General features: G+C 58.8%; 15 protein-coding genes. All 15 read left to right on the top strand.

The features are described from left to right. Positions 1–18 precede the first annotated feature (18 nt). The 15 genes from purC (at position 19) to pcrA (ending at position 15,642) form a co-directional block, all read left to right on the top strand. Positions 19–723, top strand: coding sequence for a phosphoribosylaminoimidazolesuccinocarboxamide synthase (gene purC / locus D7024_RS08400; RefSeq protein WP_121451383.1), 705 nt, complete (start codon positions 19–21; stop codon positions 721–723). 21 nt (positions 724–744) lie between these two features. Beyond that, complete coding sequence (gene purF / locus D7024_RS08405; RefSeq protein ID WP_121451384.1) at positions 745–2,166, top strand: amidophosphoribosyltransferase; 1,422 nt, start codon at positions 745–747, stop codon at positions 2,164–2,166. Between the two features lie 68 nt (positions 2,167–2,234). Further along, a complete protein-coding gene (gene purM, locus D7024_RS08410) occupies positions 2,235–3,275 on the top strand; it encodes a phosphoribosylformylglycinamidine cyclo-ligase (protein WP_121451385.1) in 1,041 nt (346 codons plus the stop codon). A 15-nt stretch (positions 3,276–3,290) separates the two neighbouring features. Further along, positions 3,291–3,905, top strand: coding sequence for a phosphoribosylglycinamide formyltransferase (gene purN, locus D7024_RS08415; protein ID WP_121451386.1), 615 nt, complete (start codon positions 3,291–3,293; stop codon positions 3,903–3,905). A 13-nt stretch (positions 3,906–3,918) separates the two neighbouring features. Next, a complete protein-coding gene (gene purH, locus D7024_RS08420; RefSeq protein WP_121451387.1) occupies positions 3,919–5,451 on the top strand; it encodes a bifunctional phosphoribosylaminoimidazolecarboxamide formyltransferase/IMP cyclohydrolase in 1,533 nt (510 codons plus the stop codon). A gap of 21 nt (positions 5,452–5,472) precedes the next feature. Beyond that, positions 5,473–6,735 carry a phosphoribosylamine--glycine ligase gene (purD, locus tag D7024_RS08425; RefSeq protein WP_121451388.1) on the top strand — a complete coding sequence of 421 codons (1,263 nt, stop codon included), beginning with the start codon at positions 5,473–5,475 and terminating at the stop codon, positions 6,733–6,735. Between the two features lie 153 nt (positions 6,736–6,888). Beyond that, the gene (locus D7024_RS08430; RefSeq protein WP_121451389.1) at positions 6,889–7,200 is read left to right on the top strand and encodes a YerC/YecD family TrpR-related protein; all 312 of its coding nucleotides are present in this window, start codon (positions 6,889–6,891) and stop codon (positions 7,198–7,200) included. 120 nt (positions 7,201–7,320) lie between these two features. Further along, positions 7,321–8,628, top strand: coding sequence for a histidinol dehydrogenase (gene hisD / locus D7024_RS08435; protein WP_121451390.1), 1,308 nt, complete (start codon positions 7,321–7,323; stop codon positions 8,626–8,628). Continuing rightward, positions 8,625–9,698 carry a histidinol-phosphate transaminase gene (gene hisC, locus D7024_RS08440; RefSeq protein WP_121451391.1) on the top strand — a complete coding sequence of 358 codons (1,074 nt, stop codon included), beginning with the start codon at positions 8,625–8,627 and terminating at the stop codon, positions 9,696–9,698. The genes hisD and hisC overlap by 4 nt, the downstream gene beginning before the upstream one ends. Positions 9,699–9,701: 3 nt before the next feature. Further along, positions 9,702–10,304, top strand: coding sequence for an imidazoleglycerol-phosphate dehydratase HisB (hisB, locus tag D7024_RS08445; RefSeq protein WP_279220977.1), 603 nt, complete (start codon positions 9,702–9,704; stop codon positions 10,302–10,304). Positions 10,305–10,332: 28 nt separating this feature from the next. Further along, on the top strand, positions 10,333–10,944 hold the full coding sequence (hisH, locus tag D7024_RS08450; protein ID WP_121451393.1) for an imidazole glycerol phosphate synthase subunit HisH: 612 nt from the start codon (positions 10,333–10,335) through the stop codon (positions 10,942–10,944). After that, positions 10,938–11,684 (top strand): 1-(5-phosphoribosyl)-5-[(5-phosphoribosylamino)methylideneamino]imidazole-4-carboxamide isomerase, encoded by a 747-nt coding sequence (gene hisA / locus D7024_RS08455; RefSeq protein WP_121451394.1) that lies wholly within the window; start codon positions 10,938–10,940, stop codon positions 11,682–11,684. The genes hisH and hisA overlap by 7 nt, the downstream gene beginning before the upstream one ends. Then, positions 11,678–12,442, top strand: coding sequence for an imidazole glycerol phosphate synthase subunit HisF (gene hisF / locus D7024_RS08460; RefSeq protein WP_121451395.1), 765 nt, complete (start codon positions 11,678–11,680; stop codon positions 12,440–12,442). Before hisA ends, hisF begins: the two co-directional genes overlap by 7 nt. Positions 12,443–12,498: 56 nt before the next feature. Further along, the gene (hisIE, locus tag D7024_RS08465; protein ID WP_121451396.1) at positions 12,499–13,248 is read left to right on the top strand and encodes a bifunctional phosphoribosyl-AMP cyclohydrolase/phosphoribosyl-ATP diphosphatase HisIE; all 750 of its coding nucleotides are present in this window, start codon (positions 12,499–12,501) and stop codon (positions 13,246–13,248) included. A 192-nt stretch (positions 13,249–13,440) separates the two neighbouring features. Beyond that, positions 13,441–15,642 carry a DNA helicase PcrA gene (gene pcrA / locus D7024_RS08470; protein WP_121451397.1) on the top strand — a complete coding sequence of 734 codons (2,202 nt, stop codon included), beginning with the start codon at positions 13,441–13,443 and terminating at the stop codon, positions 15,640–15,642. Positions 15,643–15,684: the final 42 nt, after the last annotated feature.

The raw sequence follows: 15,684 nt of genomic DNA on the forward strand, positions 1-15,684 counted from the left end.
CAGAAGGGAAGGATTAACTTGCAAAAGGGAGAAATGCTCTACGAAGGAAAGGCCAAGAGGATTTACCGCACCGGCGATCCAGGCGTATACCTGGTGGAATACAAGGACGACGCCACCGCCTTTAACGGGTTAAAAAAGGGAACCATTTCCGGCAAAGGTGAACTAAACAACAAGATCTCGGCCCACTTCTTCCGCCTTTTGGAACACAGGGGCATTGCCACCCATTTTTTGGAACAGGTGAGCGAGCGGGAGATGCTGGTCCGGGCGCTGGAAATAATCCCGGTGGAAGTGGTGGTGCGCAACATTGCCGCCGGCAGCCTGGCCAAACGTTTGGGCCTGGCCGAGGGCACGGACCTCCCCCGCCCGGTAGTGGAGTATTACTATAAAAGCGATGAGCTGGGAGATCCCCTGATTAACGATGACCACATCGCCGCCCTGGGTCTGGCCAGTGCGGAGGAAATGAACATTATAAGAAAGACGGCCCTGGTGGTAAATGACATCCTGCGGGAATACCTGGCCGGGCGCAATCTGGTACTGGTGGATTTTAAGCTGGAATTCGGCCGCAGTGACAAAGAGATCCTCCTGGGGGATGAGATTTCTCCCGATACCTGCCGTTTCTGGGATGCCCAAACAAAGGAAAAACTGGACAAGGACCGCTTCCGCCGGGATTTGGGCGGCGTGGGGGAGGCCTACCAGGAGGTCTGGTGCCGGCTGGTTGGTTAACCAAAAAGAGGGGGGAGAACGGTGGGAGCCACCAACGACTGGTGGACGGACAAGCCTAAGGAAGAATGCGGCGTTTTTGGGATCTATGCCCCCGGTAAAGATGTGGCCCGGCTCACCTATTACGGTTTATACGCCCTGCAGCACCGGGGACAGGAAAGCGCCGGTATTGCCGTGGGCGACGGCAGGCATGTTCGGCTGCATAAGGCTATGGGGTTGGTGCCAGAGGTTTTCCATCAGGGGGACCTGGATGAACTGAGGGGCCACGCGGCCATCGGCCACGTGCGTTATTCCACCACTGGAGCCAGTTCCCCCATTAATGCTCAGCCCCTGGTCTTCCGTTATGCCGGCGGCATGCTGGGTCTGGCCCATAACGGCAACCTGACCAACGTCAACGAATTAAGGGCCAGGCTGGCCTCCACGGGTTCTGTCTTCCAGTCCTCCACCGACAGTGAGGTAATTGTCAATCTGATAGCCCGCTACGGCCAGACGAGCCTGGTCGATGCCATCATGAAATGCATGATCGACCTTAAGGGCGCCTATTCCCTGGTCATCCTCACCGAAAAAAAACTGCTGGCCGTGCGGGATCCCCATGCCTTTCGCCCCCTTTGCCTGGGCACCCTCCCGGGCGGGGGCTATGTGGTGGCCTCGGAATCCTGCGCCCTGGACACCGTGGGTGCCCACTGGCTCCGGGACGTAGCCCCGGGAGAAATAATCATCATCGATGAAAACGGGTTGACCAGCCTGCAGGGAATGCTCCCCCGCCGGCGTGCCCACTGCATCTTTGAATATATCTACTTTGCCCGGGCCGACAGCCTGATGGACGGCTTTAACGTCAACCGGGTGCGCCGGGAAATGGGACGCCAGCTGGCCCGGGAATACGCGGTGGAAGCCGACCTGGTCATTCCTGTCCCGGACTCGGGCATAGCCGCCGCCCGGGGTTATGCCGAAGCCTCAGGGATCCCCTTTGAGGAAGGGTTGATGAAAAACCGCTATATTGGACGGACCTTTATCCAGCCCAGCCAGGACCTGCGGGACCTGGGGGTGCGGCTGAAGCTAAATCCCATCCGGGAAGTGCTGGCCGGCAAGCGGGTGATCATGGTGGACGACTCCCTGGTCAGGGGTACCACCAGCAGCAAGCTGATCGCCATGTTACGGGATTGCGGCGTCAAAGAGGTACACCTGTGCCTGTCTTCCCCGCCGGTGGTACACTCCTGCTACTACGGCATTGATACCTCCAACGAAGAGGAGCTGATTGCCGCCCGGATGCCCCTGGAAGAAATTCGCCGCATGATTAATGCCGATGGTTTGTATTATTTAAGCATCGAAGGCTTGCTTTCCGTCTTCGGTGAACACCGCAATGACTTCTGCACCGCCTGTTTTACCGGAGACTACCCGGTAGCAGTACCGCAACCCGAAAAAGCGGGAAAATTCAGCCTGGAGTAGCCGGGGCAACGGGAACGACGCCGGCAGGGCTGCTTTTCACAGTATTGACCAAATAGGGGGAAGGAACCGTGACCCTAAAGAAAGGGCTCACCTATGCCGATGCGGGAGTGGATATCGCCGCCGGAAACCGGGCGGTGGAACTGATCAGGGACAGCGTGCGCAGCACCTTCCGCCCGGAAGTGCTTACAGAAATCGGCGGATTCGGAGGGCTCTTTGCCCTGGATACCACCCGCTACCGCCAACCCGTGCTGGTATCCGGCACCGACGGGGTGGGCACCAAGTTAAAAATAGCCATGCTCATGGACCGCCATGACACCATCGGTATAGACGCCGTGGCCATGTGCGTGAACGACATCCTGGTTCAGGGGGCGGAACCTCTCTTTTTCCTGGATTATCTGGCCGTGGGCAAACTGGTACCGGAAAAGGTGGCGGCCATTGTGTCCGGGGTGGCCGAGGGTTGCCGGCAGGCCGGCTGCGCCCTGATTGGCGGGGAAACGGCGGAAATGCCCGGTTTTTACGGCCCCGGAGAATATGACCTGGCAGGGTTTGTGGTGGGCGTGGTGGAAAGGGAGCGGATCATCGACGGCTCGACCATTCGCCCCGGCGACCGGCTGGTCGGCCTCCCTTCCTCCGGCCTGCATAGCAACGGTTATTCTCTGGCCCGGCGGGTGCTGCTGGAGGTGGCCGGATATGGGGTGGACACCTACCAGGAGGACCTGGGACGCACCGTGGGCGAGGAAATGCTGCAACCCACCCGCATTTACGTCCGCACGGTACTGCCGCTGCTGGAACAATTCGACATCCGGGGCATGGCCCACATTACCGGCGGCGGTCTTACCGAAAATATACCCCGCATTTTGCCCCCGGGTACAGCCGCGGTTCTGGAACGCCGGTCCTGGCCCGTGCCTCCGGTTTTCTCCCTCATCCAGTCCATCGGCCGGGTGGCGGAGGAGGAAATGTTCCGTACCTTTAATATGGGCCTGGGACTGCTAATGGTGGTCCCGGCAGAACAAACCGACGCCCTCTTAACACACCTGTCGCAACTGGGCGAAAAAGCCTACCTTGTGGGCGAAATAGCCGGAGGCGGGCGGGAAGTAAAGTATGTTTAAGTCGGGGGGAGGATAATGAAAAAATTGCGTTTGGGCGTCCTGGCCTCGGGAAGGGGCTCCAACCTGCAGGCCATCATGGATGCCATCGACGAAGGGCGCCTGTCGGCCGAGGTAGTGGTGGTGATCAGTGACAACGGGGAGGCAAAAGCCCTGGAACGGGCCCGCCTCCGCGGTATACCGGCCATTCATATTAACCCGGCCCAATTTCCCGACAAACACACGTATGAAGAAGCCATTGTGGACACCTTAAAAAAACACCAGGTTGAACTTGTTTGCCTGGCCGGCTACATGCGCCTGGTGGGCAGGGTTATGCTGGAAGCATTCCCCAACTGCATCATGAACATCCACCCGGCCCTTTTGCCGGCCTTTCCCGGCCTGCACGCCCAGCAGCGTGCCCTGGAATACGGCGTCCGCTACAGCGGCTGCACGGTGCACTTTGTGGATGAAGGAATGGATACCGGGCCAATCATTCTGCAGGCTGTGGTTCCGGTTTTACCCGACGACACCCCCGAAACCCTGGCCGACCGCATTTTAGAACAGGAGCACCGTATTTATCCCGAAGCCATTGCCCTTTTTGCCGCCGGCCGGCTGGAATTACGGGGCAAACGGGTTTACATCAAGGAAGCATAAAAGGAGGCTTTATATGCGCGCCCTGATCAGCGTTTCGGACAAAACGGGACTGGTAGACTTCGCCCGGAATCTGGTAGAACTGGGGGTAGAAATCGTCTCCACCGGGGGGACCGCCCGCACCCTGAAAGAAGCCGGTCTGCCCGTTACATACATTTCAGAGGTCACCGGCTTTCCCGAAATTTTAGACGGCCGGGTAAAAACGCTGCACCCCGCCGTCCACGGGGGCATTCTGGCCCTGCGCACCCCCGACCACCTGAATCAGCTAAAAGCGCACCACATCACCCCCATCGATATAGTGGTGGTTAACCTGTACCCGTTCCGGGAAACCATTGCCCGCCCCGGCGTGACCCTGGAAGAAGCCATAGAAAACATTGATATTGGCGGCCCGGCCATGGTGCGGGCGGCGGCGAAAAACCACCGTTACGTACTGGTAGTGGTGAACCCGGCCCGCTATCCCCAGGTGCTCAAAGCCCTCGCGGAAGGAAAAGTCGGCGATGATCTGCGCCTGGAACTGGCCCGGGAGGCCTTTGCCCACACCGCCGCCTATGACACCGCCATTGCCGCCTACCTGCAGAAACAGATCCAGGGGGATGAACCTTTCCCGCCGGCCTGGCACATTTCCGTTGAGCTGGCCCAGCCCCTGCGTTACGGGGAGAACCCCCACCAGCGGGCCGCCTTTTACCGGGATCCTACCGTTACCGGCCCCTGTGTGGGCAACGCCGTGCAACTGGCCGGTAAAGAGCTTTCCTTTAATAATATTCTTGATTTAAATGCCGCCCTGGAACTGGTGCGGGAGTTCATCGATCCTTCGGTGGTAATTATCAAGCACAACAACCCCTGTGGGGCAGCCAGTGCCGGCGACCTGGCCACGGCCTACCGCCTGGCCTACGAAGGTGATCCCGTATCGGCTTTTGGCGGTATAGTGGCCTGCAACCGCACCGTGGATAAAGAAACGGCCGAGCAAATGGCCGCCATATTCCTGGAAGCCGTGATTGCCCCCGACTTTACCCCTGAGGCCCTGGAAATACTGACCCAAAAGGCCAACCTGCGCCTTTTAAAAACCGGCCCCCTGACCGTCCGGTCCACCGACCGGCTGGACATCCGTAAAGTTAACGGCGGGCTGCTCATTCAGGAGGCCGATCTGGAATTAACCCGTCCAGATGAGGTGAGGGTGGTCACCGAGAAACAACCCTCTGAAGAACAGCTGGCCGAGATGGCCTTTGCCATGGCCGTGGTCAAGCACGTGAAGTCCAACGCCATTGTGGTCACCAGGAACCGCCAGCTCATCGGCGTGGGGGCAGGGCAGATGAACCGGGTGGGAGCGGCCCGGATTGCCCTGGAGCAGGCCGGCGAAAAGGCCAGGGGTGCGGTGCTGGCTTCGGACGCCTTTTTCCCCTTCCGGGACACGGTGGATGAAGCAGCTAAAGCCGGCATTGCCGCTATTATCCAGCCCGGGGGGTCGCTGCGGGATGAAGAGTCCATTGCCGCCTGCAACGAGTACGGCATAGCCATGGTCTTCACCGGCATGCGCCATTTCAAACACTAGTGCAGTGGGAGGACTGATCAAATGAAAGTGCTGGTGGTAGGCGGTGGCGGCCGGGAACACGCCCTGGTATGGAAGCTAAAACAGAGCCCCCGGGTAAAAGAAATCTTTTGCGCCCCGGGCAACGCCGGCATTGCTTCCCTGGCCCGCTGTGTACCCATCGGGGCGGAAGATATCTCCGGCCTGGTGGCCTTCGCCCGGCAGGAAAAAATCGACCTCACCGTGGTGGGACCGGAAGGCCCCCTAACCATGGGCATTGTGGATTCCTTCAACGAAGCGGGCCTGGCCATTTTCGGGCCTACCGCCCGCGCCGCCGCCATTGAGGGAAGCAAGGTGCTGGCCAAGGAGCTCATGGCTAAATACGACATTCCCACGGCGCGGTTTGCCGCCTTTAGCGATGCCGGGGAAGCAGCCGCCTACATCCGGAAATTAAATGCTCCCTGTGTGCTGAAGGCCGACGGCCTGGCCGCCGGCAAAGGAGTGATTGTCTGCCGGACGGTGGAAGAGGCCCTGGGGGCAGTGGAAGACATCATGGTTAAAGGTGTGTTTGGTGCCGCCGGCAGCCGGGTGGTGGTGGAGGAATACCTCACCGGCCAGGAAGTAAGCATTCTGGCCTTTACCGATGGAGAAACGGTTATTCCCATGCTTCCCGCCCAGGACCACAAACAGGTTTACGACGGCGACCGGGGCCCCAACACCGGCGGCATGGGGGCCTATGCGCCCGCTCCCGTCTGCACACCGGAGGTTTACCAGACCGCCCTGGAGAAGATCCTTATCCCCACCGTGCGGGCCATGGCTGCCGAAGGGCGGCCTTACCGGGGAGTTCTCTACGCCGGATTAATGGTCACCGACGAAGGCCCCAGGGTCCTGGAATTCAACGCCCGCTTCGGCGATCCGGAGGCCCAGCCGGTGCTCATGCTCCTGGAAACCGACCTGGTGGAGGTCATCGAAGCGGTATTGTCCGGTCGTCTGGCGGAAAAGGAAATCCGCTGGCAGCCGGGAGCAGCCGTGTGTGTAGTGCTGGCCTCGGGGGGCTACCCCGGCCCTTACCGTAAGGGTTACCCCATTTCCGGCCTGGACCGGGTGCCTTCTGACGTTCTGGTCTTTCACGCCGGCACGGCCCTGGAAGACGGCCGGGTGGTTACCGCCGGCGGCCGGGTCCTGGGTGTAACCGCCGCGGCCGAAACCATTGCCGCAGCCATCGAAAAAGCCTATGCCGCCGTGGAACAAATCCACTTTGAAGGCATGCACTACCGCCGGGACATCGGCCGCAAGGCTTTAATGTAAAGTGTATTAACATACTATGTAAAAAAGGGGGCGGTGTACTGGCCCCCTTTACTTTTGTAAAGAAGAAAAGGATTTTTTCCCCGCATGTCGAAGTCCATTGGAAAGAACCCTGTTCCCTTTGGGAATAATAGGATAAACCAGGGGGAGTGGCCAATGGCATATACGGGCAAACTGAAGGACCCATTGTTGGACGAATTATTTGAAGCGGTGCTTACACTGCGGGATATAGACGAATGCTACCAGTTCTTTGAAGACATCTGTACCGTGGCCGAGCTCAAAGCCATGGCCCAGCGCCTGGCCGTAGCCAAGATGCTGCAGGAAAACCGCACCTACACGGAAATTGCCGCCCAAACGGGGGCCAGCACGGCTACCATCAGCCGGGTTAAGCGCTGCCTTAATTACGGTGCCGACGGCTATAAACTGGTCCTGGCCCGGCTGGCCGTAAAGGAGAAAGCCCTCCGGTAAGGGCAGGCTATTGACATAATCCGCACCGTTAGTTTATTATGGTGTCGTAGTAGTAATTTAACTAATTAAAGTAAAGATGTCCGGTCATTTTCCCCGGGCTGTCCTGAAGGAGGGACCCGCTTGATTGAAATTATTGGTGCGGAAGATCCGGCTTTGGAGCAACTGCTAACCCGCCACCCGGCCGGCCGGGAGGAGGCTATTGCCAGGGTAAGGGAGATCATAGCCGGTGTGCGGGACGGAGGGGATGAGGCCCTCTGCCGGTATACGGCCCGTTTCGATGGAATTAACCTTACCCCGGAAGAACTGAAGGTAAAGCCGGAAGAAATCTCCGAAGCAAAGAAGCAGGTTAAAGAAGACTTTTTAGCCGCCCTGGCGGTGGCGGTAGAGAACATCACCGCCTATCACCGGCGCCAGTTGACCAACTCCTGGATGGAGCCCGATGCCCGGGGCCTTTTGGTAGGACAGCTTGTGCGTCCCCTGGCCCGGGTTGGTGTTTACGTGCCGGGAGGCACGGCAGCCTATCCCTCCTCGGTGTTGATGAATGCCCTTCCCGCCCGGGTGGCCGGGGTAAAGGAAATCGCCATGGTCACCCCTCCCGACCGCGAGGGAAAAATTAATCCCCACACGCTGGTGGCTGCCGACCTGGCGGGAGTAACGGAAATTTACAAGGTGGGCGGGGCACAGGCCATTGCCGCCCTGGCCTATGGAACGCAAACCATCCGGCCGGTGGACAAAATCGTCGGGCCGGGCAATCTTTACGTTACCCTGGCCAAGCAGCAGGTCTTTGGCCTGGTGGATATCGACATGCTGGCGGGGCCCAGCGAAGTGCTGGTAATCGCCGATGATTCGGCCGATCCCCGGCATGTGGCAGCCGACATGTTATCCCAGGCCGAACACGATCCCCTGGCCCAGGCCCTGCTTCTCACTCCGGACAGTCAACTGGCACAGGCCGTCAAGGAGGAACTAAAGCGCCAGCTGAACGATTTGCCGCGGCAGGAAATTGCCGCCGAATCTTTAGCCAGCCACGGAGCCATTATCCTGACCCGGGACATTGCCCAGGCCGTGGACCTGGCCAACCGCTTCGCCCCGGAACATCTGGAGCTGGTGGTGAGGGAGCCTTTCTCCTGGCTGGGACGCATTACCACAGCCGGAGCCGTTTTTTTGGGACCCCATGCCCCGGAACCATTGGGGGATTATCTGGCCGGCCCCAGCCATGTTCTGCCCACCGGGGGTACCGCCCGTTTTTATTCCCCCCTGGGCGTGGATGCCTTTTTAAAAAGAATCAGCGTTATCTCCTGCTCCCGGGAAGCGTTCCTGGAAATGGCTCCCCACATTATCCGGCTGGCCCGGGTGGAAGGTCTGGACGCCCACGCCAGGGCTGTAGAGGTAAGGCTGGACAAGTCATGCCGGGAGAGTGAAAAATCATGAATGCTGCCTTTGATCCCGCAGCGCTGGTGCGTCCGGACCTGGACGGACTGGTACCCTACCAGGTTCATGTCCATCACAACGTAATTAAACTGGACGCCAACGAAAATCCTTACGATTTTCCTCCTTCCATCCGGGAGGAAATCTGGCGGGAACTGGGGAATCATACCTTTACCCGCTATCCCGACCCCGTGGCCGGTGAGCTGGTCGACCAGCTTTCTGATTACACCGGCGTACCGGCCGGCGGCATCCTGGCGGGCAACGGCTCTGATGAGCTGATCCTCACCCTGTTATTAACCTTTGGCACCGGAGGGCGGGTGGTCATCACCCCTCCCACTTTTTCCATGTACGAGGTACATGCCCGCATAGCGGGTGCCCGGCCAGTAAACGTACCCCGCAGGCAAAACTTTGCCCTGGACGTACCGGGCGTGATCACGGCGGCCCGGCATCCCGAAACCCGGGTGATCTTCCTGTGTTCACCCAACAACCCCACGGGGAACGTCACCCCGCCGGAGGAAGTGGCCGAAATACTAAAGAACAGCCGCGCCCTGGTGGTGGTGGACGAGGCCTACCAGGAATTTGGCGGGGAAAGCTGTGTACCCCTGTTGAAGGAATATTCCAACCTGGTGGTCCTGCGCACCTTTTCCAAAGCTTTCGGGTTAGCCGGCCTGCGGGTGGGCTATTTGCTGGCCGATCCGGCAGTGGTTCAACAACTGCTGCGCATCAAACAGCCCTTTAATTTGAACGCCTTTTCCCAGCTCGCCGCCCGCACGGTAATGGCCCGCCGGGAAGAGTTCAACCGTTTGATCAAACTGATCCTGCAGGACCGGGAGGAACTTTACCGGGAACTGGCTGCCCTGCCGGGGGTTGAAGTTTTTCCCACGGCGGCCAATTTTATTCTTTTCCGTACTCCTTTGCCGGCGGAGCAGGTATACCGGGAGTTGCTGGCGAAGGGGATCTTGATCCGCAACATGCACGGCCCCGGGCTGGAACAATGCCTGCGGGTAACGGTGGGGAAAAGGGATGAAAACCGACTTTTCCTGGAAAAGCTAAAAACGATTTTAGGGCTGTAGGGGGTGGGGAAAATAGGTTCACAGAGGGTGGCCGGGATGAAGCGTCGCACCGGTGAAACGGAAATCCGGGTGCATCTGAACCTGGATGGGACGGGCAATTACCAGATCAAGACGGGCATCGGCTTTCTGGATCACATGCTTTGCCTTTTCACCCGGCACGCCTGTTTTGACCTTGAGCTTAACGCCCGGGGTGACCTGGAAGTGGACGGTCACCACACGGCAGAAGATACGGCCATTTGCCTGGGCCGGGCCTTGAAGGAAGCCCTGGGCAAAAAGGAAGGCATTAATCGTTACGGCCATGCCCTTTTGCCCATGGATGAGGCTTTAGTGCTGGTGGCGGTAGATTTAAGCGGCCGGGGCTTTTTAGCCTACGATGTTTCCTTGCCGTCACCCCGGGTGGGGAATTTCGATACCGAGCTGGTGGAAGAATTCCTGCGGGCGCTGGCCTTAAACGGGGAGTTCACCCTGCACGTACGCCTCCTGGCCGGGCGGAACACCCACCATATCATTGAAGCCATATTCAAGGGCCTGGGCCGGGCGCTGAAATCCGCCCTGGCCGTAGATCCCCGAACGTCGGGGGTGCCCTCCACTAAAGGGTTGTTGTAGTGTTTTGGCGGGGGAGGGGACGAAAGTTTTGATTGCCATCATTGATTACGGGATGGGGAACCTGCGCAGTGTACAGAAAGCCTTTGAGAGGGTGGGGTTTGGGGCCGAGGTGGTGCAGGATCCGGCCCGGGTGGGACAGGCCCGGGGGGTGGTCCTGCCGGGAGTGGGAGCCTTCCGGGATGCCATGGACAATCTTAAAGCTGCCGGCCTGGACCGGGCGGTGAAAGAGGCCATTGCCGGAGGCAAACCCTTTTTGGGCATCTGCCTGGGACTGCAGCTCCTGTTTGAAGTGAGTGAGGAGTTTGGCTCGACACCGGGCCTGGGTATTTTTCCCGGCCGGGTGCGCCGTATTCACTGGGAGGTTAAAATCCCCCACATGGGGTGGAACCAGGTATTTTTCCAAAAGGAGATTTCCCTGACCCGGGGAATACCTGACGGATCAACTTTTTATTTCGTTCATTCATATTATGTAGACCCGGGGGACCAGGACCTGGTGGCGGGGGTAACCACCTACGGTCAGCCCTTTACCTCCATGGTCAATCGGGGTAACGTTTTTGGCATCCAGTTTCACCCGGAAAAGAGCAGCACCCTGGGGCTAAAAATTCTGCAAAACTTTGGGGAGTTGGTGGCCAAATGTTAATTATCCCGGCAATTGACCTGCGGGCAGGCAAATGTGTGCGCCTGGTAGAGGGCCGGCTGGACAGGGAAACCGTTTACTCCGATGATCCCGTCGCTGTAGCCCGCCTTTGGGAAGACCAGGGCGCCCGCTGGCTGCACGTGGTGGATCTGGATGGAGCCTTTACCGGCGAGCCCAAGAACTGGGACATGATCCGGGGCATCCTTTCCGCCGTCCGCATACCCGTGCAGGTGGGAGGGGGCATCCGGGACATGGCGGTAATTGAACAACTGCTGGGGCTGGGGGCTGCCCGGGTGATCCTGGGCACGGTAGCCATTATCAATCCCGGTATGGTGGCCGAGGCCTGTGCCCGTTACGGCGAGTCCATTGTGGTGGGCATTGACGCCCGCAACGGCAAAGTGGCCATTGAAGGCTGGGGAGTGACGGCCGAAAAGAACGCCCTGGAACTGGCCGCCGAGATGAAAGGCCTGGGTGTCAAACGGGTGGTGTTTACCGACATCTGGCGGGACGGTACACTGAAAGGCCCGAACCTGGCCGTGGTGGAAGAAGTGGCCCGGTCCACGCAGTTAAAGATCATTGCTTCCGGGGGGGTTTCCAGTCTGGCCGACCTGCGGGCACTGAAGGCCATGGAACCCCTGGGGGTGGAAGCGGTGATTATCGGTAAGGCCCTTTATGCCGGCACCATAAATCTGCGGGATGCCCTGGAAATCGCCCGGGAGGAATTGGAGGAACAGGTGTGCTGACCAAACGCATCATCCCCTGTTTAGACGTTACCGATGGCCGGGTGGTGAAAGGAACCAATTTTTTAAACCTGCGGGATGCCGGGGATCCCGTGGAGCTGGCCGCTCTTTATGACCGGGAAGGGGCCGACGAACTGGTCTTCTTAGACATCACTGCCTCGGCCCGGGGCCGCAAAACAGTCCTGGACATGGTTTACCGCACGGCGGGAGAAGTATTCATCCCTTTTACCGTAGGCGGCGGGATTGGCTCCCTGGAGGACATCCGGGCCATCCTATCTGCGGGAGCCGACAAGGTGTCCATAAATACTGCGGCGGTAAAAAACCCCCGGCTGGTGGCGGAGGCGGCCCAACGATTCGGCAGTCAATGCATTGTGGTGGCCATTGATGCCCGCCGGGTTGGTGAAGCAAAATGGGAAGTGTACATACACGGCGGACGTACCCCCACCGGCATCGACGCCGTGCAGTGGGCCAGGCAGGTGGAAGCACTGGGGGCAGGGGAAATCCTGCTCACCAGTATGGACAGGGACGGCACCAAAGACGGCTATGACCTGGAACTAACCCGTACCGTGGCCCGGGCGGTAAACATACCGGTAATTGCTTCCGGTGGGGTGGGCACTTTAGAACATATTGCCCAGGGGCTGACCACCGGCGAAGCCGATGCAGCTCTGGCGGCTTCCATCTTTCATTTTGGTGAATATTCCATCCGCCAGGTAAAGGAATACCTCAAGGAACGGGGTATCTCCGTACGGCTGCCCTGTTAGGTAAAGGCACACGGCACTTACGCGGCATAGAATATACAAAAACAGGAGGATAAACCATGACCTTTGACGCTGGCTGTTTGAAATACGATAGTGCTGGTTTGATCCCGGCCATCATCCAGGACGCCGATACCAATATAGTGTTGATGATGGCCTATATGAACAAGGAAGCGCTGGAAAAAACCCTGGCCACCGGGGAAACCTGGTTTTGGAGCCGCAGCCGGCAAAAGTTGTGGCACAAGGGGGAAACCTCCGGCAACGTGCAAAAGGTACAGGAGATAACCTACGATTGCGACCGGGACACCCTGCTGATCAGGGTGAAGCAAACGGGAGCCGCCTGCCACGAGGGTTATTACACCTGCTTCCACTACCGCATCAATCCGGAAACGGGGCAAACGGAAGTGATTGGAGAGCAGCAGTTTAACCCGGAAGAGGTTTACGGCCCCAAATCCCAACCGGAGGATACACCAACAGTTGACGACACGGGCAACGCACCGGCCCCTGGTGCCGCCCCCGCAGTCAATGCCCTGATATTGGAGGAGCTCTACCAGGTAATCAAGGAACGGCAGGAAAAACGCCCCCCCGGTTCCTATACCGCCAAACTCTTCAACAAGGGCCTGGACAAAATGCTCGAAAAGCTGGGAGAAGAGACCACCGAGCTGATCATCGAGGCCAAGAACCGGGACCGGGAAGAGGTCATCAAAGAAAGCGCCGATGTCCTTTACCACCTGCTGGTAATCCTGGCCGAACAGGGCATTACACCGGCAGAGGTGTTTGCTGAACTGGCCGAGCGGAGAAAAGATGACTAGTTGAGCACTGGAGTGAGCATGGACAACGCCATGCCTCATCGCAGACAAGCTTTGGTTCTGTTATAGAACAACGAGTCTTCCGTAAAAATTTCCCCGGTCTTGTCGTTAAATACGCCGGGTTTTTCTTTTGCAGTGGTACCGAAAGGCCAGGGCCTGTGGTATAATGCACCCTGGATGGGAAGTGATCAGAAAATGGACCTGTTGAAAAACCTCAATGAAGCCCAGAAAGAAGCAGTACAGCACAAAGACGGGCCCCTTTTAGTGCTGGCGGGCGCGGGCAGCGGTAAAACCCGGGTACTGACCACCCGTATTGCCTATCTCCTGCAGCAGGGGGTGGACCCCCACCATATCCTGGCCATCACCTTTACCAACAAGGCGGCCAGGGAAATGAAGGAGCGGGTCCAGGCCATGGTTCCCCATGTGGCACAGGACCTGTGGGTTTCCACCTTCCATTCGGCCTGCCTGCGCATCCTGCGCAAGCAAGCCCGTTTTCTGGGCTACTCCGAGAATTTTGTGATTTACGATGAGCACGACCAGCAAACGGTACTGAAAGATTGCCTGAAAGAATTAAACCTGGATGAGAAAAAGTTTCCGCCCCGGGCCGTGGCCGCAGTCATTTCCGGAGCGAAAAATAAACTGCTAGGACCCGATGCTTACCAGGACGAGGCCTTTGATTTCTATTCCCGGCATGTGGCCCGTGTTTATGCCCTGTACCAGGACAAGCTTTTCCGCAACAACGCCCTGGATTTTGACGACCTGATCATGCTCACGGTGCGCCTGTTCCGGGAAAACCCCGCGGTCTTACGCTATTACCAGAACCGCTTTCGTTACATCCTGGTGGACGAGTACCAGGACACCAACCACGCCCAGTACGTGCTGGTGAACCTCCTGGCCCGGGAACACCGCAACCTCTGCGTGGTGGGCGACCCGGACCAGGGTATTTACAGCTGGCGTGGGGCGAATATCCAGAACATCCTCGACTTTGAAAAAGACTACCCCGATGCAAAAGTGGTCAAACTGGAGCAAAACTACCGCTCTACCCAGACCATTCTGGATGCCGCCAATCACGTCATCCGGCGCAACCGGGGGCGCAGGGAAAAAAGGCTTTGGACGGCCGCCGGCGCGGGGAACCCGGTGGTGGTTTACCTGGCCCACGACGAGCGAGCCGAGGCCAATTTCGTGGCCGACCGTATTACCCGGCTCCACCGCCTGGGAGTACCTTACCGGGATATGGCGGTGCTTTACCGCACCCACGCCATGTCCCGGGTGCTGGAGGAAATCCTGCTGCACCGGGGTATTCCCTACACCATTGTGGGCGGCCTGCGCTTCTACGACCGTAAGGAAATCAAAGACCTGCTGGCCTACCTCCGGCTGGTGGTGAACCCGTCAGACACGGTAAGTTTAAGGCGCATTATTAACGTACCACGGCGGGGCATCGGGGAGGCTTCTTTTAACAAGCTGCTTGCCTTCAGTGCAGCCAGAGAAATTCCGGTACTGGAAGCCCTGACCCGGGTGGAGGAAATACCCGGCCTGACCAAAAACGTACGGGCGTCCTGCATGGAACTGGCCCGCCTCTTTGGCTGGCTTTATGAACACCAGGACGAGTTAACCGTAACCGGTCTGGCCTGGGAAGTGCTCCAGCGATCGGGATACTGGCAGGAGCTCCTGTCCGAAAACACGGTTGAATCCCGCACCCGGCAGGAAAACCTGAAGGAATTTCTCTCGGTGACCCAGGACTTCGACCGCCAGGCCGGGGAACGAACCTTGAGCGCCTTCCTGGCCGAGCTTTCCCTGGTCAGCGACATAGACCGCTACGACGAGGAAGCGGATCAGGTGGTGCTGATGACCCTGCACAGCGCCAAGGGACTGGAGTTCCCGGTGGTCTTTCTGGTGGGGATGGAGGAGGGGGTTTTCCCGCACTCCCGTTCCCTGGTGGAACCGGCGGAACTGGAGGAGGAAAGGCGCCTCTGCTACGTAGGCATTACCCGGGCCAGGGAACGGCTTTATTTAACCCACTGCTGGCAGCGCACCCTGTACGGGGCCACCCGGCACAACGACCCGTCCCGTTTTCTGGAAGAGATACCGCCCCACCTGGTTACAGTCGATGACCCCCTCGATAGCGGGAACGGGGAAAGGCGGCCAAAACCCGCCTCCGGCGGTACCGGACTACTCCGGGGAGCGGGCAAAGACAAAGAACCCGGCATCCCGCCCGTCCGGGAGCAGGCTCCAGTGTACGCCTTCAGCCCCGGTGACCGGGTCAGGCACCGCAAATGGGGGCAGGGTACGGTGGTCGATGTAAGGGGACACGGCGAAAACGCCGAATTACAGGTGGAGTTTCCCAACCTGGGCACCAAAATCCTTTTGGCCCGCTACGCCCCCCTGGAACGGGTTTAAGTCTGATCCATGCATTTTCCCGGCAATAATAGAAACAACGGC

Origin of the sequence: Desulfofundulus salinus (genome assembly GCF_003627965.1) — a bacterium.
GTDB lineage: Bacteria > Bacillota > Desulfotomaculia > Desulfotomaculales > Desulfovirgulaceae > Desulfofundulus > Desulfofundulus salinus.